We start from the raw sequence: 26,603 nt of genomic DNA on the forward strand, positions 1-26,603 counted from the left end.
TCTCGCTTTTTATGATTAGGCATCATTAAGTAGCTGCCGTTTTGGTAGTTGCACTCTAAAATCTGCACCAGTATTGGCAAGCGTGCTTTTCTCTACAGTAAGCGACCCAAAGTGAGCAGTCACTATCTGCTTAGACACTGCTAAACCAAGGCCAATACCACCTGGACGCTGTGTAAAGAAAGGGTCGAATATTTGCTCTTTTTGCGCTTCTGTTACGCCCGCGCCATCATCCGCGACGCTAACCACTACATGATCTTGTGCATCAATGATAGACACCGCAACCTTTCCACCTGTTGGTAACACCTGAATCGCATTGAGCAACAAATTGAGCAACACTTGTGTAATTTGCTCGGCATCACACTCAACTAGTATTTGCTCTGCAACGGCAGCCTCCCCATGGCTTTTCACCACCATTGCTAGGTTAACATCCTTTTTATTGGCCTGCATGCGTAGCATTGCCACGGCATGCTCAACCAAAGGCACAATATTATGTAGCGCAAATTCTGGTTGGCGTGGACGCGCAGAATCTACCAACGTAGAAACTAGTTTATTTAAACGCTCGGTTTCCATGTTAATAAAAGCCACCACTTCCTGACCTTCTACACTCAAGCCTTTTTCACGCGCTAATACTTGTGCAGATGAGCGCAAAATACCCAAAGGCGTTCTAATCTCGTGGCTCATGGCAGCCGCCATTTCGCCAGCCACTGCTAGCTTAGCTGCACGCGTCAGATTTTCCTTAGATAACGTTAAGTCATCCATCATTTTGCCAAACGCACTGGACAAAGCACGCACCTCGATAGGGCCATCAACGACTGGCGGAGCGCTTTGTGACGAGCGCATAAATCGATTAGCGTAATCAGTCAGCCTTGCTAAGGGCTTAGTGATGCGGCCTGACAAAGGCGCGGCAAACGCGGCGGCAAGTACACCTGTAATAATCAACAGCAATATAAACATATAGCCCATACGATGCACTGGCGCCATGACAACTGATCGATATTGCGCGATTGAAACGACCCAATTAAAAATTGGCGGCTCTGCGGAAGGCTGAATCACAGAGTCCACCGAGATATCATGTGCCGCCACTATCTTTTTCCAGTGCTTTGTTTCTGCCAGCATACGCGTTTGCGGTGCTTCGTCATCCACATTCACTAACGCTGCAGCACTGCCCTGATTCTCCGTGCTGTCTAAAATTTTAGTAATTGCATGCCAATCAAAAATTACCCACAACGACCCTACTTTTTGCTGATTGACATCCAAAATATCACTAGCGATAGGTAGCTTCTGCTCAGCAAGCTGATACAAACGTACCGTACGGTTTGCAAACGAAATCTGTAACCATTGTCGCCCGCTGTTGGCAGGTTTTCCAATATCGGCTGGTTCACTAGACGCAATCACAACATTTTGATTATTGACAACATAGATAGACTGATAGACACCGCGATAGCTTACTTTTAGCTCATTGAGAAATTTTGATAAGCGCTTATCAAAATCGCCAATCACGACTTCGTCCATCACCTCCAAACGACTCCATGAAACGATATTTTGCAAGCGCTCAAACATCATGTCATCCACCTGATGTGATGCTGCGTTAGCACGTGTCTGCATGTCGCGTACGATTTCTTCTCTCAATACCGTACGCGCTTCAAAAAACGTGAGCAATGTCACCATTAGCATTGGCAACAACGCTGAAAGCAAAAAGCCAAGCAATAACAGCTTTTTAACGGACATTGATTTTATAAATGATTGATTCAAAATATTTGGTCTGCTTGTGAGTCCGTATTATTGATGATTGTTGCTGTTAGTTGTTTGATATGCCACAAGGTTTTCCGGCCGATATCGAATATAATCCGCTTATGCACTTCATTTCAAAAAAGCTATCGCAGATATTAAAGCTTGGAGCGTTCATGCATCTAATCAATAAATTCTGTATCGGCAGTGTAGCCCTGCTACTGCTGCTGTGCAAGACTGCCTACGCAGAAGATGCCCCACGCCCAGAAAAAGGCTTCATGGATGGCTTCAGATTAGGTGGCTACACCAGTGCTGGCATTACGATTCCTCGCGAATCGGAAACTACTGCTACCATTAATGAAATTAGCATGATTTTGACTTGGGAGGGCGAAAGCCGCTTTAAGTTTTTTAGTGAATTAGAATTAGAAAACCCAATCTCTTGGGATGACGATAACAAATTTAACACCAAACAAAGCTATATTGATTTAGAGCGATTTTATCTAGATTACAACTTATCAGACAAAATCAACCTGCGTGGTGGTCGCTTTTTGACCCCCACTGGCCGCTGGAACCAGCTCCACGCCTCACCACTGGTATGGACAAGCTCGCGCCCTGTCGCAACCAGCAGATTGTTTCCAACTGCAGCCAACGGCATGATGGCCTTTGGCGCAATACCGCTTGATAATAGCGCGATTGAATACTCCATTTTTGTTGAAACGCTTAAAGACATCGATGAAGATGATGACGATCTAAAATTCAGAAACACCAAAGGTGCGCGCATCGCGTTTGGCCAACAGGCCAATATTGGCGTAAATATCATGTCTTTTGACGAGAGAAATGTATTCAATACTCGTTACCATATGCTGGGCTTGGACTTTATTACCAATCATCGAGGCATTGAGTTTTTAGGAGAGGCGTTTCAACGCTGGGACACTCACAACAATACTAGCGGTTATGGTGCCTACTTGCAAACCGCCGTGCCTCTTCCAGTTGGCCAAAATTGGTTTGGCATTATCCGTCTTGAAACCTTTCATCGCCCAGATGAGGGTCATCAACAGCGCTGGTTGATTGGCACAACCTGGCGCATGAAACCAACACAATTGTTGAAATTGGAATTAACCGGCGGCAGTGACGACCAACCTGAATCACCTCGCGGCTTCTTAGCTTCATTTGCGGTATTGTTCTAATGCGCGGATTTATCACATTATTGCTATTGATAATAGGCCTGTGCTTGCAATCAGCTGGCATAGCGGCGGACAAGTCCGTCATTGCTGTAATCGTTGCCAACGACAATCCGAGCAAAAGTATTTCTCTAGGCGAACTGAAGCTCATCTACTGGCGTAAGAAAACCTACTGGGCGAACGGTCAGCGCATCCACCCAATTAATTTACCCTCAGATAACCCGCTTAGACTGCAATTTTCAAGCAGCATATTAGGCAGTGCGCCAAGTGCACAAAATGATTACTGGAATGGCTTATATTTCCATGGGGTGTCACCTCCGCATGTGTTGTATTCAGATGAAGCTGCGATTCGTTACGTACAGGAAACCGCTGGCAGCATTGCTTATGCAGATGCGTGCAAACTAGATAATCGTGTTAGACCAGTGTTATGGTTGCTCCCCAACGGTGAAATAAGCACAAACGCTTCTTCTATTAGCTGTAATTAGCGCTTAATCAATATACTCTTTCAGTTCCCCATGCTTATATGCACGCGCAGCCGTTTGGTAGTAAGCAATCGCTTCATTCATCAAGCGATGGTCAATAGGCGCGGCGACAGCCTCTAAGTTAACCGGATCAATACGATAGGCTTCCACCTCTTGCTTGGGCGAAAGGACGATTAGCGTATTCTCTTTGTAGTATCCCAAGGCCTGATAATTACTCACAAATGTTCGCTCTGGCAGTTGCTTGCGCGCTGCCTCAAACATTGACTGCCCATAAAAATGTTGCGCGTCAGAAGTCCCCAGCAGATCAAGCAAAGTAGGCACAATATCGATTTGGCTAGCCATCCTTGTGTAATGCCCTGCTGGTAATAAATCTGGTGCATAGAAAAACAAAGGGATATGGTACTTAGCAATCGGTAATTTGGTTTTGCCTGCTACCGACGCACAATGATCCGCCACTATTACGAATAAAGTATCATTAAACCAAGGCTTAGTTTTAGCTTTCTCCATAAATTGGCCAATCGCATAGTCTGTATATTTCACCGCACCGCGGCGATTACCCTGAGGTAAATCTATTTTATTTTCTGGGTAGGTGTACGGGCGATGATTGCTAGTGGTCATAATGTGTGCGAAAAAAGGCTTTTGCGATTTCACATTCTGATCAAGAATACGCAGAGAATTATTAAACAAACTCTCATCGTCAACACCCCATACGTTTTCACTTTGAATCGTCGCTTTATCAAAATCGGTACGATCAATCACCTGATAATCATTACCTTTAAAATACTTGTTCATACTATCAAACACTCCATACCCACCATAGATAAAAAATGTTGAATAACCTTTTACCTCAAGCAACTCTCCAATCGTAGCAAGATGATCTGTGTTTGGACGATGCACGATTGCTTGCCCTGGAATTGGCGGTATTGCAATCGACAGTGCATCTAAACCACGTACCGTTCTGGTCCCTGTTGCAAAAACCTTATCAAACACTAAGCTCTCGCCAGCCAGTTGATTTAAATAAGGGGTTAAATTTTCCTGATTGCCATAAGTGCCTAAATATTCAGCAGACAAGCTTTCTACAGAAATCAATACGACGTTTTTAGGCCGCCGCTTAAACGGTGCCAAGTTGGCATCTAAGTTAGCACCTGAAAGCTGTGTGCTTTTTAATAAGGCACTATTTTCTGCGGCAATGATTGCGCTTGTGGTTTTTCTATTGACCCCAACAGACTTTAATACTGATAATGCCTGAGATTGTGGAATGGTTTTATAGAATTGATCGTAATCCAGCTCGTTACGCCTAGCCGCAGCTGAGAAACTAAAAACACCGTTTCCAGATAACTCATTAGCGTAAGCGTTTTTCGAAAACGCCATCTGATCGACGTTCGCGAGTTGAAAGCTTAATAAAGGTAAGGCAATCGTCATCAGCGCCAACCCTAATTTACGTTTAGCTGAGCGTTGCTGCGCTTCAAAACGTATCACCTTGCTCAAGCTAAATACAATCAAAAAAGCAATGAGCGCAATTCCCACTAATATGAGTGGCACAGGGTAAGACTCACGGATATTGCCAATCACCTCATTGGTGTAAATTAAGTAATCTACCGCAATAAAGTTGAATCTTGTTGTGAATTCTTGCCAAAAAATATACTCGGATACTGCGCCAAATAACAAACAAAAAGTTAGAAAACCTGCCACTCCCCAACGTATATGATTCACCCATCTTTTAGAGCGCAAAACATTTGGCATCAATAATGAAATCAATAGCCAAGGCACCACCAGATATGCAAGCGCTGAGATATCAAACCAAAATCCGTTAACGAAAATCCCTATCAATTCTTTTATTGAAAGTTGCGAGAGCCCGACTTGAACACTCAATACAACACGCAATAACAGCCAAATGCTTAATGCGATGCTAACAACAAGCAAAGAAAACGAAACGCTGTAGGGTTTGTGACGAAATAATTTAAGCATATAGAGTTTGATTAGGCACGCGGGCCTGCTATTGGTAAGTGAACGTCTGATTAGGCAATCTCCATGCCATCACAATAAGCGACTGTTCTGATAGAAGTTTTTAAAATGGCACGAATAGAGCTAATGCAATATTTGTATGGAATTGGCTTAGCAAAACTAAAGTTACCTACATTTCTTGCATAACTTGTTTCAAATTATTCACAAATCATTCGCCATCACAGGCCGACACAGCAAGCTAAGAACTTTGTATAACAACCACAATCTATTGATTTATATATATAAATTTAAATCCCGCATAGTAACGTTGCTTAATACGCATCACTGAACAAAAATTAGGCACACTCTTTGCGTAACTCTAGGCATATTTAATTAAGGTGACATAAAATGCTTAGCCTAAGTTTTAATGCAAGCCCACTATTTTTTAATGCAGAAGCTGCCTATCAAACGCGTCCATTTGCAGCAGCCAAAAGGCATCGCGCAAGCAATATCAAAATAGCCTGCGCAGAAATCGGCGCGCCTGACCGTCAAGAAATTGAACAATTTATCCATGACGTATTTGCTCATACGTATGGAGCTGATGTGCAGCAGTTTATGCCGCAACTGATTAGCCTGCGTGATGAAAACGATGAGTTAGTCGCGGCATTTGGTATGCGCAAAGCACATACAGAACCATTGTTTTTAGAGCGCTATTTAGATGCGCCGATTGAAACGGTGATGTCCAATCGCTTTAATCGTGTCATTACCCGCCATCAAATTACCGAAATTGGTAATTTAGCAGTATCTAACCCTCGTAACGCTGGCGTTTTAATCGCCAATATCATTCAACACAGCTTAGACATTAATATTGAATGGTGTGTTGCTACCGCTCACCACAGCTTACAAAATGGATTAGTGAAAGGTGGACGTGATGTTTATGCTTTACAAGGCGCCGATAAATCACGCTTAAATACTGCAGAGCAAGCCACATGGGGAAGTTACTACGACAATTCACCGCAAGTGATTGCGGTGAAAGGCGTGACGGAACGATAACCATGACGCAGCTACACAAAATTAATCAGGCAATTGCCAAACATGCCATTATCCATGCAGATAAAGTTGCTCTGCGCGGCCTAGATTGCAGCCTCACTTATGCTGAACTGCAAGCTGCGGTTCAAATGCAAAGCCAAGCTTGGCGTGACTTTAGCCAAGAAAAATCAACAATTACACAACCAACCATTGCCCTAGCTGTAGAAAACCATCCGGCCTGGGTAGTGTTAGATTTAGCGGCATTAGAAACTAATCTTCCGCTTATTCCGTTACCGTTCTTTTTTTCAAGCGCTCAATGGCTACACGCCATACAAGACGCTGGTGCGAATATTGTAGTGACCGATCAGCCAGCGCTATTCGAACCTCTATTCACAAATAAAATAGTGCGCAAAACGCAATGGGTGATCGCTGGTAAAACTCTCACTCAGTTTGAGTTGCAACCATCAGCAAAAGTCACTTTACCCTTCAATACTGCGAAGATCACCTACACCTCAGGCACAACAGGCAACCCTAAAGGCGTGTGCCTAAGCCCAGACAACATGATGAATGTTGCAATGTCTATCGCTGACGCAACGAAAGTCAGCCCTGACGACATTCATTTAAATGTATTACCGCTAGCGACCTTACTCGAAAACATCGCTGGTATTTATGCACCATTACTCACAGGTGCCACTTGCGTGCTATTGCCTAGTAGCGAAATTGGCTTAAGTGGTGCCTCTGGCCTCAATATTCAACAACTATTAACAGCGCTTAAAGAGTCGCAAGCAACAACTGCCATTTTCACACCAGAGCTACTCAATGCACTAGTATGCAAAATTGAGTTAGGCCAGCTTGAGTTAGGCAAAGTTGAATCTGATGCAGCGTTACCAAGTACGTTACGCTTTTTAGCAGTAGGTGGCGCATCAGTATCGCCTCACTTACTCAAACGCGCGCAAGCGTTATCAATACCAGTATACGAAGGCTACGGCCTTTCTGAGTGCGCCTCTGTGGTTGCATTAAACACACCTGCTTTTAATAAAATTGGCAGTGTAGGTAAAGTGTTACCTCATCTAAAAGTCGAATTTACTAACGACCATGAGGTGATTGTCACAGGCAACGCTTATCTAGGTTACGTCGGGCAAACTGCCTTGCAATCTAACAGTATCCATACAGGTGATATTGGACATATTGACGAAGACGGCTACCTCAACATTACTGGCCGTAAAAAGAACATTTTTATCACTTCATTTGGGCGTAATGTTTCGCCAGAATGGGTAGAACGTGAACTGACAATCTCCCCTTACATTGCGCAAGCCGCGTTATTTGGTGAAGCTAAACCATGGAACACTGCCATCATCGTCGCCAGAAAAGGCAGCTCAACTACAGAGATTGAAAACGCGATTCAACACATCAATCAAGGTCTACCAGATTACGCCAGAGTCACGCAATGGATAAGCGCAGATGCACCATTTACGCTAGCCAACCAACAACTTACCTCTAATGGCAGAAACCGTAGAGACATGATTTGGCAATATTATGAACAAAAAATTAACGCACTTTATGAAAGGCAATACGCATGACTGTTTATCAAAAATTACTACACGCCACTGAAAAAGAACGTGCAGAACTTCTAAGCTTACCGCTCATCACTAAAGGTGCTGCAGGCGAAATCTCTCATGCCACTTATGTCGCATTTTTAACGCAAGCTTATCATCACGTAAAACACACGACACCGCTACTGATGACATGTGGTGGGCGCTTACCTGCCCACTATGAATGGCTACGTACCGCCATTGGTGAATACATTGAAGAAGAAATGGGCCACCAAGAATGGGTGCTGAATGATATTGAAACATGTGGCGGAGACAAAGAGGCCGTTCGTCATAGCTCAACTACTGCAACCAGCGCCAGCCTTGCTACCGAAGTCATGGTCGCCTATGCCTATGACATGATCAACCGCGTCAATCCAGTTGGGTTTTTCGGCATGGTACTGGTATTGGAAGGTACAAGCACAGCGGTTGCCACACAAGCGGGTGAAACCCTGATGCATTCACTCAACTTACCAAAAAAAGCATTTAGCTACCTACTTTCCCACGGCTCTTTAGATATTAGCCATGTGTCATTTTACGAAAGCCTAGTCAATCAAATCACCAGCCCAGAGGATCAAGCGGCGCTCATTCACAGCGCTAAAATATTTTATAGATTATATGGCGATATATTCCGTACAATACAAGCTGAATACATGCAAAATTGAATAGGCACCCTATGCAACTAAAAAACAAATGCATTCTGCTCACAGGCGCTACTGGCGGTATTGGTAAACAACTAGCTTTGCAACTTGCACGCAAAGGTGCAAAGCTGATATTGGTTGGTCGCGATTCCAATAAACTTGAAACCTTAGCGCAGCAAATTCACAACAAAGGCGGTAACGCAGCGACGCTAGTTGCAGACTTTGCAACTGCGGGGGCTCCACAACAAATTGCTCTGCAGGCAACACAGCAATTTGGCAATATTGATATCTTAATCAACAACGCTGGGATTCTTGATTTTATCCAGTTTGAAGATCAAAGCCCTGAACGTATTACACAAATGATAGAGACCAACGTTACAGCCCCTATCCAACTCGCACATGCACTGTTACCTCAGTTTAAAGCTAATAACCAAGGTCAGTTTGTGATGATAGGTTCGATTTTAGGCTCTTTAGGCTTCCCTCACTATGCAACTTACTGCGCGACCAAGTTCGCTATTCATGGTTTTTCTCAAGCATTACGTCGTGAGCTAGTGGATACCAATATCGGGGTCACCTATATTGCGCCACGTGGCGTCAATACCTCAATGAATGATGCGGCGACGCTCGCCATGCTGGCTAAAATTGGGGGAAATGTTGATGAACCTGAGAAAGTGGCGGCCATTATTGTCAAAGCGATAGAACATCAACAACAGGAAGTTTTTATTGGTCAGCCTGAATCATTCTTTGCTTGGCTCAATGGCTTTATGCCTAGGGTTGTGAATTTAGGTCTTAAAAAACAAGCAAGAGTGGCAAAAGAGTTTGTTGCCAAAAAATAAACAAAGTAAATAATAAAAAATCAGGTAAAGAATATCGTGTCGCTACACAATTAAAAACGCTATTCTTTACAGTAGTTCTAATAAGCAATCTTAAAGCACAACTAAACGTCAATCACTAGCTAGCCGTAAAGTACTAATTAGACATAAAGTACAACAGGAAATACGGTAGCGGCCAAAACAAGAATCACCCACTCCATGCCCCAGCGCTCTAAATGTCCAGTGAAGTGAAAAAAGAGCGTTGTAATTGCAACGAGGTAATAACCAATATAAATAGCTAATGCCATAATTCCACCAATACCATTGTTAAGTTTGAGTAAATGCGACTCAATGTATGACCAGTGTAACAAAAAATATATCCCAACACTGCGTTTTAAACTCAATTTGCATCAAAAAATAGCTCACCCAAAGGCGCCAACACCTAAGACTGACAACGAATGAACCTATTGCTATAAGCTGACTTTATTACTGTTAGTATCTCCTACCAATAACGGCGATGACAAGCTTTACTTTAACAAACCGTTTACTGCCATTAATAACTTGACTTAAACACTTGGTTTTATAGCAGATTTAGCGTATATTTCGCTAATTGCTAGGGGTCTGTATTTTACCAAAATACAGTGAGATATACCCTTCGAACCTGATGCGGGTCATGCCGCCGTAGGAAAGCATTTATTCGCTTTCCTACAAATATACTAGTAAGGGCACGCAGTTTTTCTGCTCCTTACATTTTTGCTAGGAGCCACACTTGAACGCCACCGATAAAAATCTTACCAAGTTTCTTAACGAAACCGCCTCTGTTGACGAAAGCGCGACCACACCCTTTGCAAAATCACGCAAAGTGTATGTTGAAGGCTCACGTCCAGATATCCGCGTACCGTTTCGTGAAATTTCATTAAGCGACACGCCTTCTGCTTTTGGCGCAGAAAAAAACCCACCTGTTGTTGTTTATGACACCTCAGGCCCATACACAGACCCAACCATCAGCATCGACATCCGTAACGGCTTGCCTGCATTACGTACCGGCTGGATTATGGAACGTGGCGATGTAGAGCAATTAGACGGCCCTACTTCAGAGTTTGGTCACCAACGTTTAGTTGACCCAGAGCTTTCAGAAATGCGCTTCAACCTGCACCGCAAACCATTGCGCGCTAAAGCAGGCCAAAACGTATCGCAAATGCATTACGCACGTAAAGGCATTATCACCCCAGAGATGGAGTTCATTGCTATTCGTGAGAATCAACGCCGCGAAAACATGAGCGAGTTGTTGCAAACACAACACCCGGGCCAAGATTTCGGTGCAAACATCCCTAAAATGATTACGCCAGAGTTCGTGCGTGATGAAGTGGCTCGCGGCCGCGCCATCATCCCACTGAACATCAACCACCCAGAAATCGAGCCGATGATTATTGGCCGTAACTTCTTGGTAAAAATCAACGCTAACATCGGCAACTCAGCATTAGGTTCTTCTATCTCTGAAGAAGTTGAGAAAATGGTGTGGAGTACACGTTGGGGTGGCGATACCGTCATGGATTTATCAACCGGTAAAAACATCCATGAAACACGCGAGTGGATCATCCGTAACTCACCAGTGCCTATCGGTACTGTGCCTATCTACCAAGCTTTGGAAAAAGTGAACGGTAAAGCAGAAGACCTAACTTGGGAAATCTTCCGCGACACATTGATCGAGCAAGCAGAGCAAGGTGTGGATTACTTCACTATCCATGCAGGTGTACGCTTGGCTTACATTCCTATGACAGCAAAACGTATGACCGGTATCGTGTCACGCGGTGGTTCTATCATGGCGAAATGGTGTTTAGCGCACCATAAAGAGTCTTTCTTGTACGAACACTTTGAAGACATCTGCGAAATCATGAAACAGTACGACGTTTCATTCAGCTTAGGTGATGGCCTACGTCCAGGCTCAATCTACGATGCTAACGATGAAGCACAATTCGCTGAATTGAAAACATTGGGTGAATTAACCCAAATCGCTTGGAAGCACGACGTACAATGTATGATCGAAGGCCCAGGCCACGTACCTATGCACCTGATTAAAGAAAACATGGAACTGCAATTAGAGCATTGCGGTGAAGCTCCATTCTATACATTAGGCCCATTAACTACAGACATCGCACCTGGCTACGACCACATCACTTCAGGTATCGGTGCTGCCATGATCGGCTGGTATGGCTGTGCAATGTTGTGCTACGTAACGCCTAAAGAACACTTAGGCTTACCGGATAAAGAAGACGTACGTGTTGGTATCATCACCTACAAAATCGCAGCACACGCGGCAGACTTGGCAAAAGGTCACCCAGGCGCACAAATCCGTGACAATGCTTTATCAAAAGCACGTTTCGAATTCCGTTGGGAAGACCAGTTCAATCTAGGCCTAGACCCAGAGAAAGCTAAAGAATTCCACGATGAAACATTGCCACAAGAAGGCGCAAAACAAGCACACTTCTGCTCAATGTGCGGCCCACACTTCTGCTCAATGAAAATCTCACAAGATGTTCGCGATTACGCAGCGGAGCAAGGTGTTTCTGAGCAAGAAGCGCTGACCAAAGGCATGCAAGAGAAGGCCATTGAGTTTGTGAAAAAAGGCTCTGAAGTTTATCAAAAAGTGTAATTACAAGCCGTCCGTCATTCCCGAGTAGTCGGGAATCCATTTTCAATAAAAAAGCCAGCGAAAGCTGGCTTTTTTATTAGTAGGTAGTGCAGTGGCAATTAAAAAACGCCCACTAAAACGGGTGAGGTCTATATATTATGTCGATGAAATTATTTCAAACGTGGTTGATGCTACTAAAAATTAAACCAGCATACGCTGGTTTAATTTTGTATTACACCTACTTTTAAAGGAACAACTTTTTCTTTAATCATTCACTGCTTCAACATTTTTTTGTAGTTGATATAGTGCAATCCAAGCTACTATATAAGTTACGACTACTCCTGTAATTAAATCGGACTTACTGAGGGAGTCCATACCCCAAAGATACATGGGCCCATAAGAAGTAATTGCGATTGCGCCAATAGCAGTAAACAGTATAGCCAAATCTTTCAGAACATTAGATGACTTTGAAAGAATCATGCCTCCAAATATCAAAAGAAATATCGCACCGGACAAGACGTTAACAAATGGCAAACAAAAAAGCATTGCCACTAAAAATGAACGTAATACAACAGCACGTTTTTCCTGAACTTCCTCGGACGCAATACCCATTTGATTTCCTTATTGTTAATTGTTTGTTAATAAAGTATATATCAAATTTATCATCATTTTATTTCATGATATTAAGATTGAAGCTTTTATCTATATAACATCAAAAAAATAAAAATCACTCAAAGATATAAATTACCTATTTCTTTTTGTTTTCTTAGCCATTTAAGTTTTACCAGTTGACTCGCCACTGACTCTGTAGTCGTATTGGACTGCCCACGGTTTGGTAGACACCTAGCCTTGCTTGCTGGAATGCTCACGTATTTTTGTACACTCCATGGGCTATAGACTACCTGCCACTCCCTGCATATTTTGTTTCTATTCCAATCAATTGTATTCCCGCCTAGCCAATAAAAAAGCGTAAAATAGCAACATTCAAGGAAAAAACTTTTGACTACTTTAAAACTCTCAAAAAAATCAGGTGATGCCCCAAGCAATACGGCAAGTAAAGCCCCTGTACGCCGCGCTAACACGCCTACACGTGATCGAACATCTGCGCCTGTGAAACCACAACGCCCTAGCGAAGCAGAAGTGAGCGCGCCTGTGCGTGCCAGAACGGAATCTAGAGACCAAGCAAGACCTCCGCATCAGGATGCGCCACGTCAACGTAACCACCGTCATGACGGCGCCTTGCACGCCTCTGTGCCAAGGGAGCAAACGCCTGATAGTCGTGCACCATCGCCACGCCCGATTAATCCAGATACGCGTAGGCCAGATGCTCACAAATTAGACAGCATGCAGACTACCCGCGATAGAGCAGACCGTGAAGGTGCTTACCGCAACCCACCGCGCCGCGGTGGTAAGGTGCGCGATGGTTTTGTGGCCAGCGAGTTTGACAAAAATCGCACCAATAAAGAAGCATTTGCAGCTAAAGCAAACGCCAGTCAGCCTGATTTACCTCGTTTATCCAAAGTGATGGCAGAACGTGGCCTATGCTCACGTCGTGAAGCAGATGAGTGGATTGTAAACGGCTGGGTCAAGGTCAACGATGAAATCGTCGACACCTTAGGCTCGCGTATTTCACCAGATGCTGAAATTGTGATTAGTAGCTATGCGCAAGAGTATCAGGCCGAGAATGTCACCATTATTTTGCATAAGCCAGTTGGTTATGTCAGTGGCCAAGCTGAAGATGGTTATCAGCCAGCCATCGTTTTAGTTCACCCAGATAACCAGTGGGAAGATGATCCAGAACTACACCACCATCACCCTAAGCAATTCCACCGTGGCATGCTGCACGGCTTGGCGCCAGCTGGCCGCTTGGATATTGACTCAACAGGAATGTTAGTACTCACTCAAGATGGGCGCATTGCCAGACATTTAATTGGTGAAGACTCTACCGTTGAGAAAGAATACCTAGTACGCGTGACGGGTGAGCTCAGTGATGCTGATTTAAAACGTTTAAATTTTGGCTTAAGTTTAGATGGTGTGAAATTAAAACCAGCTAAAGTAAGCTGGCAAAATGAGGACCAATTACGTTTTGTATTACGTGAAGGCAAAAAACGCCAAATCCGCCGCATGTGTGAAATGGTGGGGTTACACGTAGTAGGTTTAAAGCGTATTCGTATTGGCAGTGTCACCTTAGGTAAACTACCTGTTGGCGAATGGCGCTATTTACGCAACGATGAGCGTTTCTAACCGATTGATCAAACTTATATTTTTATCATACTTAGTCAATCACTTAATATAAAATTAATAACAGCAAGGAGTTTAACTTGGGATTATTTGATAGTTTAGCTGGTGCAGTGTTAGGCAACATGGGTGGTGATAAAGGAGCTATGTTGCAGATTGCCATGGATTTATTTAAACAAAATGGTGGCTTAGAAGGTGTGCTAGCGAAGTTTAATGATGCTGGTTTTACTGAGCAAGCGGCTTCTTGGGTAAGCCAAGGCAATAACTTGCCAATCTCTGCCGAACAAATCATCCAAGTGCTGGGCCGTGACAATATTGCTAGCATGGCTGAAAAACTCACCATGTCGCCCACTGATGTTAGTGCAAAAATTGCCGAATACTTACCTCAAGCAATCAACAAAATGACCCCTAACGGCAAAGTAGATAGCAATTCTGGTAATCTGCTTGCAGCCGTGATGGGTATGCTTAAATAGCCAACGCCATTATTAAGAGCAAGTGTGAATAGAAAAGGTGCTTACCCCCTTTTCTATTAATCATTCCAACACTTTGCGCTATTGCTGTTAACATTAATGTGCAACCTAATAAAGTACCTTAATACAGACTTACTAGTTTGCAGTCCGCCTCAAAACCTCTTTCTTAATTAAAATCAGCATATGGATATATTGTTATTACTTAAAGCCGCTTTGCTTGGCGTTGTTGAGGGCGCTACAGAGTTCTTGCCTATCTCCAGCACTGGTCATTTAATTCTGGCTGGCGACTTGCTCAACTTCATGAACCATGAAAAACGCAACGTATTTGATATTGCAATTCAACTCGGTGCCATCTTAGCGGTTGTTTGGGAATATCGTAGACGTTTTGTGAGTACATTTGCAGGCATTGGACGTGACCCCATCGCCAACCGCTTAATCATTAACTTAGCCATTGCTTTCTTACCGCTAGCTATCTTAGGTTTAACGTTTGGTGACACAATCAAAACTCACCTATTTAAACCAGTGCCAGTCGCTTTAGCATTTATTATTGGTGGATTTATTATTTTATGGGCAGAGAAACGTACGCATACAGTCACCATCGAAACAGTAGATGACATTCGCCCCATAGATGCTTTAAAACTAGGGCTAGCACAGGCAGTTGCATTGATTCCTGGCATGTCTCGCTCTGGCTCTACTATTATCGGCGGACTATTTTTTGGCTTGTCACGCAAAGCGGCTGCTGAATTTTCATTTTTCCTTGCTGTCCCAACGCTAGGTATTGCTTCTATTTACTCGATGTACAAAGATCGCGCGCTACTTAGTATGGATGACATGGGCGCATGGGCAATGGGGTTTATATTTTCTTTCATTAGTGCCATGATTGCGGTTAGAGCGCTTATTCGCTATGTCAGCAACCATGACTTTACAATTTTTGCATGGTATCGCCTTGTGTTTGGCGTAATCGTACTGGTGACGGCTTATACAGGTTTGGTGGACTGGACAGTGCACTAAAGCACAATCAACGATATATACGTGCATGTAGACTAATGATGATGGCAAGTTAATCATCAATATGAATTAATAATAAGGTGACATCATGAAAAAAATATTGAAATATGGTCTTATTGGCCTAGCGGGAATAGTTGCGTTGTTGGTGTTGGCAGTCGCCATCATCTCCGCAACATTCAACCCGAATGACTACAAGCCTCTAATTATTAAGCTAGTGCAAGAGAAAAAGCAGCGCACCCTAACAATTGAAGGTGATATCAAGCTCGCTTTCTGGCCAAAAATTGGGGCAGATCTAGGCAAGGTTTCAATTTCAGAACACAAATCTGAGCAAACATTTGCCTCTATTCAAGGTGCTAAAGTATCACTTGCCCTTCTGCCGCTACTTAAAAAAGAGCTAGTTGTGGATACCATCTACATTGATGGCGCTCAGGCTAATATCATTAAATATAAAGACGGCACCACTAACTTTGATGACTTACTCAGCAAAGATGAAGAAGAGTCCGAGCAAATTAAATTTGATGTGGATGGCGTTAAAGTCACCAACTCTGCCGTCAACTATAGCGATGAAGGCACTGGTGCAAAATATGCACTTTCTAAATTCAATTTAACCTCTGGTCATATTGCTTTAGCTGAGCCGATTGATTTAGCCACTGACTTTAGTGCCACTGCAAACCAACCTGCAATCGCTGCCGATATCAAACTAAAAGGTAATTTCTTGGCAGATCCTGAAGCCAAACACTTTGCCGCAAAAGACTTAGACGCTTCCATAAAAGGTGACTTACTAGGCGGTAAAGATGTAGACATTACCATGAGTGGCGACGTTGATGCCAAACCTGAAACTCGTGAACTCTTAATCGACAGCCTAAAACTGGCATTATCTGGTCAATTTGATGGCGCCAAAGTGACGCTAGATTTAAACGCACCAGCACTGGTTGCGCAAAAAAATGAAGTAACGAGCAAGAAAATCACCGTTAACTTAAACCAAGAAAAAGCGAATGATTCATTTAAAGCAAGCTTGGTATTGTCTGACATTAAAGGCTCACCTAAAGCCTTACAAAGCAGTGGTATCAGTGGTGAAATTGCTGGCACACAAGGTAAACGTAGCATTAACGGCAAATTTTCATCTCCCTTCCAAGGCAACCTTGAGAGCTTGATTTTCGACTTACCTAAATTTGCTGGCAATGTAGATATTAAAGATCCTGCTATCCCTAACGGTAGCGCTAAAGTAAATTTTAATTTAAGTTTGCACGCTGATGTTAAACAAGAACAAGTGAATAGCAAGTTCATGATGAACGTTGATAACACCAAACTGAATGGTCAGGTTGCGGTTGCCCACTTTAAAAAACCAAATATTCAGTTTAATTTAAACGCCGATACTTTAGATTTAAACAAACTTCTAGGTGCTAGTAATAAAAAAGCAGAGCCTAAGAAAGCCGACCCTGCAGGCCAAAAACCTGCCGATTTATCTGCATTAGCTAATCTGTTATTAGATGGCAAAATCAATATTGGCAATATTATTTATGAAAAATATCGCTTATCAGGTCTGAATGTCAACATTAAAGCCGATGGTGAGAAGCTGACATTATCAGGCCTGAATGTTAAGTTTGATGACAGCCAGATTAAAGGTGGTTTAGGTATCAGCCAGTTTAATAAACCACTTTATACGTTTGATCTTGATATAGACCAGCTTAATCTTGATAAATACATCATTGCAAGTGATAAACCAGCAGAAACCAAAGCAAACACTGGCGATGCTCCGATTGATTTAAGCGCACTTAAAGCACTGAATGCGAATGGCTCTATCCGTATTGGTAACTTAAGATACGGTAAAACTAAAGCCTCAAACGTGCGTGTTGATCTAAAAGCCGCCAATGGTATTGCCACGATTGCGCCCTTGTCTGCCAATTTGTATCAAGGTAGCATGAACGGCTCACTGAGCGTGGATGCCCGCAATACACCTAGTATTGCGTTTAAGCAAGACATGAAAGGCATTGCGATTGGCCCCTTGCTGGTAGATGCCATTAACAACGATATGCTAGATGGAAAAGGCACACTCAATGTAGATGTGACAGCCTCTGGCAATACCGTTGGCGCAATGAAAAAAGCGCTTAACGGTAAATCTTCACTGCAGCTTGCAGATGGCGCAATCAAAGGCATTGACATCGCTGGCACCATTCGCAATGCAAAATCTAAGCTAAACGTCCTCAAAGGCCAAAGCAGTATTGGCGCTGATCAAACTCAAAAAACCGACTTCAGTGAGCTATCAGCATCGTTTGATATTAAAAATGGCGTTGCACACAATGAAGACCTCGCCATGAAAGCCCCTATTTTGCGCTTAGCCAAAGGTGATAGCCGGGGCGATGTCGATATCGCCAATGAAACTATTAATTACTTAGCTAAGCCTACTATTGTTAAATCAATCAAAGGGCAAGGTGGTGCTGATTTAGATGCACTTGCTGGCGTTTCAATTCCAGTAAAAGTAACGGGTACCTTCTCAGCCCCTAAATATGGCGTTGACTTTGCCTCTCTTGGCACTGCCATTGCGAAATCTAACCTACTAGACAAAGTAGGTGGCGATAAAGCAGGCGCGGTTAAAAGCTTAATCGGTGATGGAGATAAAGTAGACGCGCTAAAAGGGTTGTTAGGTAAGAGCAAACCAGCAGAAACTGCACCAGCTAGTGGCGACGCTACTAAAACAGACAGCACAACAACAGAGCAGCCAAAATCTGCTGAAGAGATCGCAAAAGAAAAAGCTGAGCAAAAGCTCAAAAAACTTCTTAACTTTTAATTGGTCTCAACGAATCAATGAGTTAGCAATATTCTATACGCCACTACATCAAGAACCTATTACTCATGACTGACTTTGCCAGCCGCCTCATTACTTGGCAAAAAATACATGGCCGCCATGATCTACCCTGGCAAAACACTACAGACCCTTATGCCATCTGGGTTTCTGAAATCATGCTGCAGCAAACTCAGGTAACTGCGGTCATTGGTTATTATGCTAAATTCATGGCACGATTTCCAACCATTTCCGCATTGGCGAATGCCACTCAAGACGAGGTATTGCAACACTGGAGCGGCCTTGGCTATTACTCAAGAGCGCGCAACCTGCATCATGCAGCACAAACCATCGTAGACGAGCATGACGGCGTGTTTCCGCAAGACTTCGACACCATACAAACACTGTCTGGAATAGGTCGCTCTACAGCTGCCGCAATCGCCTCCTTTGCCTTTCATCAAGTGCAAACGATTCTGGATGGCAATGTTAAGCGTGTACTGACTAGACACTTTGCAATCTCAGGCTGGCCTAGCACTCCAAAAGTTGAAAAATCATTATGGTTGCTTGCTGAAAAACTATTACCGCAGTCAGACATGGTTGCCTACACACAAGGTCTGATGGACTTAGGGGCAACTATCTGCACAAGGAGTAAACCTAAATGTACGTTATGCCCTTTAAATGACAGCTGTTTAGCGCGCGAACAAAACCTTACCGCTGTGCTACCTACCTCAAAACCAAAAAAGAGTATCCCAGAGAAAAACACAACCATGCTCATCTTGCGACAAGGCAATGAAGTGATGCTGGTAAAACGTCCTCCGACGGGCATATGGGGTGGTTTATGGAGTTTCCCAGAGCACGACGAAATCGCAGAAATTACCAATGATTATGCAGCGGTTGTAATGGATCAATTTGGCATATCAGCGATTGCTAACAAGGCGCTGCCAACTGTTAGTCATGCCTTTACCCATTTCAAGCTACACATCAAACCACAACCGTTAGCCCTAACAAAACAAGCTCCTCAACCAAGAGAGGCTGGCTTTATCTGGTTAAGTATCGAAGATGCAATTGGAGCAGCAATCCCCACCCCAATAAGAAATATTCTCTTATCTCTGCTCAAGCATCCATCTTAATTTCACAATACCTTGCCCTATGCCATTCTAAGGCGTAGGATTAAAACATACAGAAACACTAAAACCAACCTGATTGAATCTATCGCCTAAACAACGGTCATATAAACTTATCTAACAACAAACATAGGAGAAATAAGAATGGCTAATAATTTACCTTCACAAGTAGATGTTTCTAAAGAGCAACTGATTGCGGACTTCAAAGTAGTGATTGCCGATGCTGAGGCTTTACTCAAAGCAACTGCAAGCCAAGGTGGCGAGGCCATGGCTAATTTGCGCGCTAAAACTGAAGAGTCTTTAGCAGTTGCGAAAGAAAAACTGGCTGATGCCCAAGAGGTATTGGTAGCAAAAACAAAAGCGGCAGCACGAGCAACCGATGACTACGTACACGATAAACCTTGGCATGCAGTTGGTATTGCCGCTGGTGTAGGTTTAGTAGTTGGCTTACTTATTGGTCGTCGTTAATTACAATGAATGACAGCAATAACAACGACGGTCTATTAGGCTCACTTAAAAGACTCACCAACACGTTTATTGCGATTGTACACACGCGCCTTGAACTCCTTAGTACGGATTTGGAAGAAGGGCGTGAACGTCTAATCTCACTACTGGCGATGACTTTTGTTGCCTTGTTCTGCCTGTGCTTTGGTATGGTGTTGCTCGCTATTTTAGTGGTGGTCTTATTCTGGGATACGCATCGCTTACTCGTATTAAGTCTGTTGACTGGTCTTTTTATTGTGACAGGTGGTGTGATTGGTGCACTAGCAATTCGCGCACTTAAATCAATGCCTAGAATGTTCGAAGCCAGCCTAGCTGAGCTGGTTAAAGATCATCAAGAAACCAATAAAGATTAGGAGCTATTTGTGAGTCCTAAACGAGCCACTATCGCAGAACGCCGCGAAAAACTAATCCTTAAAGCAGCTTCTCAGCGTACTTTATTAGCGCAGGACATCGCGCCTTTGGGTAAACCATTAACCATTGCTTACCGCGGCTTTCAACTGGTGCGCTACGTCAGGCAACATCCTATTTTAATGCTAGGGGTCACTACGGCGATTAGCGTTATACGTCCTACCCGCGTTCTCAAATGGTTAAAAACAGGGTTTTCTGCACTAAATCTGGCGCGTAGTGTCAGTGATATCTTAATTAAGAAATAAAAAAAGCGGCTATCAGCCGCTTTTCTATTTCTTTCCCTACATTTCGATGCTTAACACTACAAAGCTTAAGCATCCATATAGATTCAGATAACTTAGTAAGCTATCTTATTTTTGATCCCAAGAATCTTCCCACATGCAGTGTTTGATTTTGTGACGGTTAGCAATCAACTCATCAATGCTAGGCTCGTCGTTCAATGCACGCTTAATCGCCAATTTAGTCGCATCATAGTTGTTTTTGTACATATCAGCTTTGTCTAAAGTGCCTGCCTTTTCTAATTCGATACAACCTGGGTCAATCCACACCAAGCTAATAATGCACAAATCATTAGCTTGCTCTTTAGGAATGATACCTTCGATTACACAGTCCAAAATCGCATCAGCAGTAGCTGCTTGCACCACACCACCGAACAAAGCTACATCTGTGCTGCCTTTTAATGTTACTTTTGGTACGGTCATACATACTGGGCGTACCAATTGGTTGATATCACGTACCGCAAACATTGCAGTGTGGCCTTTGCTTTGTGCCATTAAGTTTGCAAATGCTTGGCCTACTGGGCCGTCAACCGCGCCGATTAAGATTTCTGGCATTGCTGCGGTAACGTCTTTACCTTCTGAGTAAACTGTCGCTTCGCCTGCTTTGAAAATGATTTTTGACATGAGAAATCCTTGAGAAAATAAAACGATGAAAAATACGAATAAAATCAATGATGCTATTCTATAAAGTAGGATTTTATAGAATAGCCTTGCTTTAAGCAATTTACATCCAAATTAAAGCATCGCTGACACCCACCAACCACTCACCAGCACTCATACCCAAGATAAACAGTGACCCACTCCGCCACAAACGCACTAAACTGGTGCGTAAAATTGGAGCGTAGTGTAATATCATTAAAAAATTAACTTAGGTTAGCAAGCTTGGAAAAACTTAAAAATTGGCTGAAAGGCTTTGTCCCTGAACGTATTGCCGTTAATCGTACTGAACGCCTGCGTGCTGGTATTGGCGCTTTTATCGGTATTTTGTTCACAGGCTTAGTGACCGTTTTAATAGAGGGTGATACTAGCACTATCCCCTATCTTATTGCTCCAATGGGTGCATCTGCCGTACTGTTATTCGCAGTACCTTCAAGCCCGTTAGCCCAACCTTGGTCTATTATTGGTGGCAATACCACAGCAGCTATCATCGGCGTGACTTGTGCCATGTGGATTGCACATCCTGCCACTGCCGCAGCTGTGGCAGTCAGCCTTTCCATTGTGGCCATGTTTGCATTAAGATGCATCCACCCACCCAGCGGTGCAGTTGCCCTCACCGCAGTGCTAGGGGGTGCCACTATCCATGCACAAGGCTATTGGTTTGTATTGGCTCCTGTCGCGCTAAACTCGTTTATTCTCTTACTGGTTGCCATCCTATTCAACAATGCTACACGCCGTCCTTATCCACATCTCACAGCAAAAGCTTCGCAGCATTTAACCAATGATATTCCTGCTGAAATGCGCTTTGGCTTTAATACAGAAGATTTAAACGCCGTACTAAAAGAATACAACCAAGTGCTCGACGTCAGCCGTGATGACTTGCAAAGCTTGTTACAACAAACTGAAATGCACGCTTACCGCCGCCGCTTTGGTGAAATTGTCTGCGCAGACATTATGTCTAAGGATGTTGTGACTGTAGTGTTCGGCACCTTACTAGAAGACGCTTGGCTACTCATGCGGCAACACGAAATCAAAGCACTACCAGTAATAGACCGTGCACGGCGTGTGGTAGGAATCATCACTCAGGCCAACTTTATGCAACATGCCAATTTAGAGGTATATGAAGGCTTTGAAACTAAACTCAAAAGCTTTATCCGCAGAAGTTATACACTTTCTTCGCAAAAGCCTGAAGTAGTAGGCCAAATCATGACATCTCCAGCGGTTACTGCCTCTTCAAATATGCATATTATTGAGTTGATCCCATTGATGACTCAAGCAAATGTCCATCACCATATCCCAGTGATTGATGATGAGCGTCGTTTGGTAGGCATGGTGACACAGTCTGACTTAGTTTCCGCGCTTTACCACGGCCGCGTCGCTAACTTACGAACCTTAGGATTATCTTCATAAAAAACACCGATTAACGAAGCAATACGCCCGTATCTTCAACTGCCATGTTCACAACATTACAACGTGTCATTAGCACGCATACTTGAGTAAGTAACCACTTGGTTACGTCCCTTTTGCTTAGCGCGGTACAACGCTTGATCGGCTGCTGTCACAAGGTCTTCAAATACTAAACCAATATCGTTCGAATCCGCTACGCCGATACTCACCGTCACATTAATACGATCTTTGCCTAACGTTAAGGTAAATTCTGAAAAAGCCAATCGCAAGCGCTCAGCTAACTCAAATGCCTCTTTTTCAGTCGTAGCCGTTAGCAACATACAAAACTCTTCACCGCCATAGCGAGCGAAATAATCATCTGGTCGAATAGAGTTTTGGGCAATTTCAGCCAAAGAACAAAGGACCTTATCACCTGCAGGATGCCCATAACGATCATTGATCGTTTTAAAGAAATCGATATCAATCATCATAATCGCCAATGTCTCGCCTGTACGCATACAACGTGCTCTTAGACGCAAGGCATCTTCTTCAATTCGGCGACGATTCAAAGTACCAGTCAACGCATCACGCGATGCCATTTGATAGACATCGGCAATTAACCGATGGTTTAGCATCAATAAAAACCCAAACGCCACGCTAAATTCAAGTAGAGCCGCAATCAAAAATGGCAAAGTATTAATTGAGGTATTTACATGCAAGCCTATCTCAGCATCAGTAGACAGTAGCAACGCTATTGCTCGCGCTAACATTAATAATGCTAAAGCTACAAATGAAGCACCGGTATACCAATATGCAAGCTTTTGTGAAGCCTCAACATTAATCAGCAGCGCACGAGCGCACACAATATAAACACTAAAAAACAAGAGAGAGTTAACAATCGCACGCATGCGTGTGTCAGGATCGATCACACTAAACCAAATAGCTTGGCATATAGTCATGACAATAAATAAGATCAGTATGCTCCATGAAACAGGTCGCTTTTTAAACGCCAGAATTCCTGTTAATTGTAAGCAGGTACCTAATGCAAATAGAGTTAAACCAATCACCGCGGCCCATTCATGTCCTGGGGTAGTTTGCCCATAAAAATAGGCAAGACTAAACCCTAGGCACATCAATAGGCTAGCTATGGCCCATTGCCTCACGCCACGTATCGCACCTACACGTAATCCTGCTAACTCAAACAAGCAAAAAAACATAAACGCCATCATGGAAAACATCACCATAACAGTTCGTACATCTAAACCCATAAACTCTCCCAATAACGATCAGTATAACGCTTTGAATTGTTGATTTTTATGAAATTAAAAGCATTTTTAATACCAACAATTTAATACCATGATTGTTATTAGAAATACTACATGCATTTGATAAGGTTACCCCACTACCTCTCACAAATTATTTACTCCCTTATCATGTTAAGTAAAATCATGAGCACGCATTCATTAAACTACATACGCCTTAAATGAAACCGTTCAGTATGATGTGAATCATACAAGCACGACATCAATATTGATGTAAATAAAACTAAAGGAGAATTACTATGTGGACAACACCAGCAGCAACAGAAATGCGTTTTGGCTTCGAAGTTACAATGTACGTAATGAACAAGTAATTCGCGTTTACTTATAGTCAATCATGACTAATCAAAAAGCCTAGTCAGTGATGATTAGGCTTTTTTAATATCTAAAGTTTATCTTAATTGCTTATATATCAATGCGTTGCATATCTCGATGTAAAATCCCCGCATCAAGATAAGTCTCACTACATGCCGTAAATCCAAACTTCTCATAAAACCCGATTGCATGCACTTGTGCGGACAACGCAATAACACGCACCCCTAACTGCTGATAATAAGCAATTGCCGCATTTAATAACGCCGAACCCACACCTAAGCCACGCCAAGGCTGCATGACTGCCATACGACCTATACTGCCGTCGCCTAACAGCCTTGCACAACCGATTGCCTCACCTGCATCACTTAGTGCAATCAAATGTTGGGATGCTTCATCCAGCCCATCCCACTCTAATGCAATAGGTACATGCTGCTCAACGATAAATACAGCTTCACGCACAGCAATCAATTGTTTCGCGTGTGTCTGCCATGTAACTTTTTCAATATTGAAACTATCTTGCAATGTTAACCCCTTGCGAGCGTTGGCAGTAACAGGCATTATGCAACCTTGGTCTTTAATTAATGATTAAGGTTTTATATGCAAAAATACTTAGCAACTTTAGCTCGAATTTTATTAGCGCAACTCTTTTTAGTACAAGTTATAGTGCTCATTATTGGTTTTACAAGCAACCCTGATGGATATCAGCAATATCAGGCAAGCTTAGGCAGCATGGGTTTGCCTGGCATTTTTGCCCCACTGATTATTTTAGTGAACACAATTGGTGGCTTAGCTTTATTACTAGGTTACAAAACCAAAGCTTTTGCATTGGTGATGGCGATTTATATTGTAGGCTTAACGCTATTGCTTAAATTACCTTTGTTGCAATACTTAGCAATCGCTGGTGGCCTATTATTGCTATACGCAAACCCGAATACTGCTTGTAGCTTAGACAACCTTAAGAAAAAAGCTTAAATTAAACTTGGCTATTAAATAGCACAGCAAAAAGCGGCAGACATTGCCGCTTTTTTATTCCCATTCCAAAACAGGGTAAATTGTATTTACATTGCGTCGATTAGCAATTTCAAACAGTTTCCATTGATTACGCTCACTCTCAGCTGCGGTATCCATTGTTTTTTCCATACTCACATTACTCTTAATGCTGGCTCGCACATCATTCAACAACACTGATAAATAGCGTTCAGCATTGCCTAAAGCAGCCACCCAATCTTGAGTGACTGGCCCATGGCCCGGAACTACTTGTTTGGCAGGGCTATTTTTAAGTTTTATTATTTCTGCAATTAATCCTTTAATATCGCCCTCAACCACTGGTGTACGTTCTATAAATAATAAATCACCAGCAAATAAAGTGCCGGTTTTACGATCAATCAACGTGATATCAGTATTGGTATGCGCTAACGGATGCGCATTTAATACCAGTACTCTATCGCCTAAATCAAGCTCCAACGTAGTTTTAACAACCAGTGTCGGCTTAATCAGCTCACTGCCTTTTGCATCATCGTGTAAAAAGCGCTCATTGAGCTTAGTATATTGCTCACTTCTCACATCCATTGCATTGCCTAACTTCTCATGACCTACGAACTCTGGCTTTGGCTCACTTTGGTTCTTGGGTAAAAATGCAGCATTGCCGTAAATATGGTCAGGGTGCACATGCGTATTAATCACATACAACACTGGCAAAGGTGTCACTTTACGAATAGCTGCCTGTAATTGCTGACCAACTTTCAAGCTTCCGCCTGTATCAATCACCGCAACGCCCTTACTACCAACCACAAAGCTAATATTACAGATATCACCCTGATACCCAGTATCAATATCTAAATGCTCACCATGATGCACATAAATACCATCTGCCACCGACTTAACTATAAAGTCGTCCTGCTGTACTTGCGCATGTGAACAGCTAATCATTGAAAACAGACTCATGGTTATCATTAAAATTTTCATGAATGATTCCTTGCGTTAAGGTTAGCGTTTAGAATATCCGTGTTTTATGCAATCATTTGCTGTGGCCACGGTCACATTTGAATGTCAATTTAGTGCTACTAGGATATTACT

Annotated in this window: 27 protein-coding genes and 1 riboswitch; of the genes, 18 read left to right on the forward strand and 9 right to left on the reverse strand. The window is 43.0% G+C overall.

Translation table 11 applies throughout. The annotated features are described in order from the left end of the window. Nucleotides 1–15: 15 nt before the first annotated feature. Nucleotides 16–1,728: a sensor histidine kinase gene (locus A391_RS0100905; protein ID WP_019896722.1), complete on the reverse strand. Its 1,713-nt coding sequence runs from the start codon at nucleotides 1,726–1,728 to the stop codon at nucleotides 16–18. A gap of 176 nt (nucleotides 1,729–1,904) precedes the next feature. Here A391_RS0100905 and A391_RS0100910 point away from each other — a divergent pair, with 176 nt between their 5' ends. Beyond that, nucleotides 1,905–2,915 carry a hypothetical protein gene (locus tag A391_RS0100910; RefSeq protein ID WP_019896724.1) on the forward strand — a complete coding sequence of 337 codons (1,011 nt, stop codon included), beginning with the start codon at nucleotides 1,905–1,907 and terminating at the stop codon, nucleotides 2,913–2,915. 44 nt (nucleotides 2,916–2,959) lie between these two features. After that, nucleotides 2,960–3,394: a substrate-binding domain-containing protein gene (locus tag A391_RS0100915; RefSeq protein ID WP_232416123.1), complete on the forward strand. Its 435-nt coding sequence runs from the start codon at nucleotides 2,960–2,962 to the stop codon at nucleotides 3,392–3,394. 3 nt (nucleotides 3,395–3,397) lie between these two features. Here the strand turns inward: A391_RS0100915 and A391_RS0100920 are convergent, their stop codons facing one another. After that, complete coding sequence (locus A391_RS0100920; RefSeq protein ID WP_019896726.1) at nucleotides 3,398–5,359, reverse strand: LTA synthase family protein; 1,962 nt, start codon at nucleotides 5,357–5,359, stop codon at nucleotides 3,398–3,400. A gap of 384 nt (nucleotides 5,360–5,743) precedes the next feature. Here A391_RS0100920 and A391_RS0100925 point away from each other — a divergent pair, with 384 nt between their 5' ends. Genes A391_RS0100925 through A391_RS0100940 form a run of 4 tightly spaced genes read left to right on the forward strand, consistent with a single transcriptional unit; the run spans nucleotide 5,744 to nucleotide 9,430 of the window. After that, on the forward strand, nucleotides 5,744–6,388 hold the full coding sequence (locus A391_RS0100925) for a thermostable hemolysin (RefSeq protein WP_019896727.1): 645 nt from the start codon (nucleotides 5,744–5,746) through the stop codon (nucleotides 6,386–6,388). A gap of 2 nt (nucleotides 6,389–6,390) precedes the next feature. Next, complete coding sequence (locus A391_RS0100930; protein ID WP_019896728.1) at nucleotides 6,391–7,944, forward strand: AMP-binding protein; 1,554 nt, start codon at nucleotides 6,391–6,393, stop codon at nucleotides 7,942–7,944. Beyond that, nucleotides 7,941–8,618: a TenA family transcriptional regulator gene (locus tag A391_RS0100935; protein ID WP_019896730.1), complete on the forward strand. Its 678-nt coding sequence runs from the start codon at nucleotides 7,941–7,943 to the stop codon at nucleotides 8,616–8,618. Before A391_RS0100930 ends, A391_RS0100935 begins: the two co-directional genes overlap by 4 nt. 11 nt (nucleotides 8,619–8,629) lie before the next feature. Next, nucleotides 8,630–9,430, forward strand: a complete 801-nt coding sequence (locus A391_RS0100940; RefSeq protein WP_019896731.1) for an SDR family oxidoreductase — start codon at nucleotides 8,630–8,632, stop codon at nucleotides 9,428–9,430. A 137-nt stretch (nucleotides 9,431–9,567) separates the two neighbouring features. On the opposite strand, the gene A391_RS13575 is transcribed toward A391_RS0100940, so the two are convergent. Beyond that, a complete protein-coding gene (locus A391_RS13575; RefSeq protein ID WP_157261315.1) occupies nucleotides 9,568–9,777 on the reverse strand; it encodes a hypothetical protein in 210 nt (69 codons plus the stop codon). A 234-nt stretch (nucleotides 9,778–10,011) separates the two neighbouring features. Continuing rightward, a riboswitch (TPP riboswitch) is annotated at nucleotides 10,012–10,111 on the forward strand. 64 nt (nucleotides 10,112–10,175) lie between these two features. On the opposite strand from A391_RS13575, the gene thiC reads away from it, so the two are divergent. Then, complete coding sequence (thiC, locus tag A391_RS0100950) at nucleotides 10,176–12,059, forward strand: phosphomethylpyrimidine synthase ThiC (RefSeq protein ID WP_019896733.1); 1,884 nt, start codon at nucleotides 10,176–10,178, stop codon at nucleotides 12,057–12,059. 243 nt (nucleotides 12,060–12,302) lie between these two features. On the opposite strand, the gene A391_RS0100955 is transcribed toward thiC, so the two are convergent. Beyond that, nucleotides 12,303–12,650 (reverse strand): hypothetical protein, encoded by a 348-nt coding sequence (locus tag A391_RS0100955; protein ID WP_019896734.1) that lies wholly within the window; start codon nucleotides 12,648–12,650, stop codon nucleotides 12,303–12,305. 387 nt (nucleotides 12,651–13,037) lie between these two features. On the opposite strand from A391_RS0100955, the gene A391_RS0100960 reads away from it, so the two are divergent. From A391_RS0100960 to A391_RS0100995, 8 genes are all read left to right on the forward strand, one after another. Then, nucleotides 13,038–14,282 carry a pseudouridine synthase gene (locus tag A391_RS0100960; protein WP_019896735.1) on the forward strand — a complete coding sequence of 415 codons (1,245 nt, stop codon included), beginning with the start codon at nucleotides 13,038–13,040 and terminating at the stop codon, nucleotides 14,280–14,282. 77 nt (nucleotides 14,283–14,359) lie between these two features. Next, entirely contained in the window at nucleotides 14,360–14,749 is a 390-nt protein-coding gene (locus A391_RS0100965; RefSeq protein WP_019896736.1) for a YidB family protein, read from the forward strand. Between the two features lie 180 nt (nucleotides 14,750–14,929). After that, the gene (locus A391_RS0100970) at nucleotides 14,930–15,757 is read left to right on the forward strand and encodes an undecaprenyl-diphosphate phosphatase (protein WP_019896737.1); all 828 of its coding nucleotides are present in this window, start codon (nucleotides 14,930–14,932) and stop codon (nucleotides 15,755–15,757) included. An 85-nt stretch (nucleotides 15,758–15,842) separates the two neighbouring features. Next, nucleotides 15,843–18,542, forward strand: a complete 2,700-nt coding sequence (locus A391_RS0100975; protein WP_019896738.1) for an AsmA family protein — start codon at nucleotides 15,843–15,845, stop codon at nucleotides 18,540–18,542. Nucleotides 18,543–18,607: 65 nt separating this feature from the next. Then, entirely contained in the window at nucleotides 18,608–19,666 is a 1,059-nt protein-coding gene (gene mutY / locus A391_RS0100980; protein ID WP_019896739.1) for an A/G-specific adenine glycosylase, read from the forward strand. Nucleotides 19,667–19,804: 138 nt separating this feature from the next. Next, the gene (locus A391_RS0100985; RefSeq protein ID WP_019896740.1) at nucleotides 19,805–20,128 is read left to right on the forward strand and encodes a DUF883 family protein; all 324 of its coding nucleotides are present in this window, start codon (nucleotides 19,805–19,807) and stop codon (nucleotides 20,126–20,128) included. Nucleotides 20,129–20,133: 5 nt separating this feature from the next. Further along, nucleotides 20,134–20,517: a phage holin family protein gene (locus A391_RS0100990; protein WP_019896741.1), complete on the forward strand. Its 384-nt coding sequence runs from the start codon at nucleotides 20,134–20,136 to the stop codon at nucleotides 20,515–20,517. 9 nt (nucleotides 20,518–20,526) lie between these two features. After that, on the forward strand, nucleotides 20,527–20,817 hold the full coding sequence (locus tag A391_RS0100995) for a YqjK-like family protein (RefSeq protein ID WP_019896742.1): 291 nt from the start codon (nucleotides 20,527–20,529) through the stop codon (nucleotides 20,815–20,817). A 105-nt stretch (nucleotides 20,818–20,922) separates the two neighbouring features. On the opposite strand, the gene fae is transcribed toward A391_RS0100995, so the two are convergent. Together fae and A391_RS14655 are read right to left on the reverse strand one after the other, a co-directional pair. After that, nucleotides 20,923–21,474 carry a formaldehyde-activating enzyme gene (fae, locus tag A391_RS0101000; RefSeq protein WP_019896743.1) on the reverse strand — a complete coding sequence of 184 codons (552 nt, stop codon included), beginning with the start codon at nucleotides 21,472–21,474 and terminating at the stop codon, nucleotides 20,923–20,925. A gap of 100 nt (nucleotides 21,475–21,574) precedes the next feature. Continuing rightward, entirely contained in the window at nucleotides 21,575–21,706 is a 132-nt protein-coding gene (locus A391_RS14655) for a hypothetical protein (protein ID WP_019896744.1), read from the reverse strand. 26 nt (nucleotides 21,707–21,732) lie between these two features. Between A391_RS14655 and A391_RS0101010 the strand changes: the two genes are divergently transcribed. Continuing rightward, a complete protein-coding gene (locus tag A391_RS0101010; RefSeq protein ID WP_019896745.1) occupies nucleotides 21,733–22,917 on the forward strand; it encodes an HPP family protein in 1,185 nt (394 codons plus the stop codon). Between the two features lie 56 nt (nucleotides 22,918–22,973). On the opposite strand, the gene A391_RS0101015 is transcribed toward A391_RS0101010, so the two are convergent. Beyond that, the gene (locus tag A391_RS0101015; RefSeq protein ID WP_019896747.1) at nucleotides 22,974–24,161 is read right to left on the reverse strand and encodes a GGDEF domain-containing protein; all 1,188 of its coding nucleotides are present in this window, start codon (nucleotides 24,159–24,161) and stop codon (nucleotides 22,974–22,976) included. Between the two features lie 293 nt (nucleotides 24,162–24,454). Between A391_RS0101015 and pqqA the strand changes: the two genes are divergently transcribed. Then, complete coding sequence (gene pqqA / locus A391_RS14230; protein ID WP_012777389.1) at nucleotides 24,455–24,526, forward strand: pyrroloquinoline quinone precursor peptide PqqA; 72 nt, start codon at nucleotides 24,455–24,457, stop codon at nucleotides 24,524–24,526. A gap of 91 nt (nucleotides 24,527–24,617) precedes the next feature. Here pqqA and A391_RS0101020 read toward each other — a convergent pair whose 3' ends face one another. Further along, nucleotides 24,618–25,085 (reverse strand): GNAT family N-acetyltransferase, encoded by a 468-nt coding sequence (locus tag A391_RS0101020; protein ID WP_019896749.1) that lies wholly within the window; start codon nucleotides 25,083–25,085, stop codon nucleotides 24,618–24,620. 39 nt (nucleotides 25,086–25,124) lie between these two features. Here A391_RS0101020 and A391_RS0101025 point away from each other — a divergent pair, with 39 nt between their 5' ends. Beyond that, nucleotides 25,125–25,499 carry a DoxX family protein gene (locus tag A391_RS0101025; RefSeq protein WP_019896750.1) on the forward strand — a complete coding sequence of 125 codons (375 nt, stop codon included), beginning with the start codon at nucleotides 25,125–25,127 and terminating at the stop codon, nucleotides 25,497–25,499. A 54-nt stretch (nucleotides 25,500–25,553) separates the two neighbouring features. On the opposite strand, the gene A391_RS0101030 is transcribed toward A391_RS0101025, so the two are convergent. After that, nucleotides 25,554–26,492 carry a quinoprotein relay system zinc metallohydrolase 2 gene (locus tag A391_RS0101030; RefSeq protein WP_019896752.1) on the reverse strand — a complete coding sequence of 313 codons (939 nt, stop codon included), beginning with the start codon at nucleotides 26,490–26,492 and terminating at the stop codon, nucleotides 25,554–25,556. Nucleotides 26,493–26,603: the final 111 nt, after the last annotated feature.

This window comes from Methylotenera mobilis 13, from assembly GCF_000384255.1.
GTDB classification, from domain to species: Bacteria; Pseudomonadota; Gammaproteobacteria; order Burkholderiales; family Methylophilaceae; genus Methylotenera; species Methylotenera mobilis_B.

Bases quoted from the DNA above. Each gene is read 5' to 3' on its own strand.
- A391_RS0100925 (WP_019896727.1), top strand. From the start codon at position 5,744: ATGCTTAGCCTAAGTTTTAATGCAAGCCCACTATTTTTTAATGCAGAA.
- A391_RS0100920 (WP_019896726.1), bottom strand. From the start codon at position 5,359: ATGCTTAAATTATTTCGTCACAAACCCTACAGCGTTTCGTTTTCTTTG.
- A391_RS0100905 (WP_019896722.1), bottom strand. From the start codon at position 1,728: ATGTCCGTTAAAAAGCTGTTATTGCTTGGCTTTTTGCTTTCAGCGTTG.
- A391_RS0100940 (WP_019896731.1), top strand. From the start codon at position 8,630: ATGCAACTAAAAAACAAATGCATTCTGCTCACAGGCGCTACTGGCGGT.
- A391_RS14655 (WP_019896744.1), bottom strand. From the start codon at position 21,706: ATGATATTACACTACGCTCCAATTTTACGCACCAGTTTAGTGCGTTTG.
- fae (WP_019896743.1), bottom strand. From the start codon at position 21,474: ATGTCAAAAATCATTTTCAAAGCAGGCGAAGCGACAGTTTACTCAGAA.
- A391_RS0100955 (WP_019896734.1), bottom strand. From the start codon at position 12,650: ATGGGTATTGCGTCCGAGGAAGTTCAGGAAAAACGTGCTGTTGTATTA.
- A391_RS0100970 (WP_019896737.1), top strand. From the start codon at position 14,930: ATGGATATATTGTTATTACTTAAAGCCGCTTTGCTTGGCGTTGTTGAG.
- A391_RS0100930 (WP_019896728.1), top strand. From the start codon at position 6,391: ATGACGCAGCTACACAAAATTAATCAGGCAATTGCCAAACATGCCATT.
- mutY (WP_019896739.1), top strand. From the start codon at position 18,608: ATGACTGACTTTGCCAGCCGCCTCATTACTTGGCAAAAAATACATGGC.
- A391_RS0100975 (WP_019896738.1), top strand. From the start codon at position 15,843: ATGAAAAAAATATTGAAATATGGTCTTATTGGCCTAGCGGGAATAGTT.
- A391_RS0101015 (WP_019896747.1), bottom strand. From the start codon at position 24,161: ATGGGTTTAGATGTACGAACTGTTATGGTGATGTTTTCCATGATGGCG.
- A391_RS0101030 (WP_019896752.1), bottom strand. From the start codon at position 26,492: ATGAAAATTTTAATGATAACCATGAGTCTGTTTTCAATGATTAGCTGT.
- A391_RS0100910 (WP_019896724.1), top strand. From the start codon at position 1,905: ATGCATCTAATCAATAAATTCTGTATCGGCAGTGTAGCCCTGCTACTG.
- A391_RS0100990 (WP_019896741.1), top strand. From the start codon at position 20,134: ATGAATGACAGCAATAACAACGACGGTCTATTAGGCTCACTTAAAAGA.
- A391_RS0100935 (WP_019896730.1), top strand. From the start codon at position 7,941: ATGACTGTTTATCAAAAATTACTACACGCCACTGAAAAAGAACGTGCA.
- A391_RS0101025 (WP_019896750.1), top strand. From the start codon at position 25,125: ATGCAAAAATACTTAGCAACTTTAGCTCGAATTTTATTAGCGCAACTC.
- A391_RS0101020 (WP_019896749.1), bottom strand. From the start codon at position 25,085: ATGCCTGTTACTGCCAACGCTCGCAAGGGGTTAACATTGCAAGATAGT.
- A391_RS0100985 (WP_019896740.1), top strand. From the start codon at position 19,805: ATGGCTAATAATTTACCTTCACAAGTAGATGTTTCTAAAGAGCAACTG.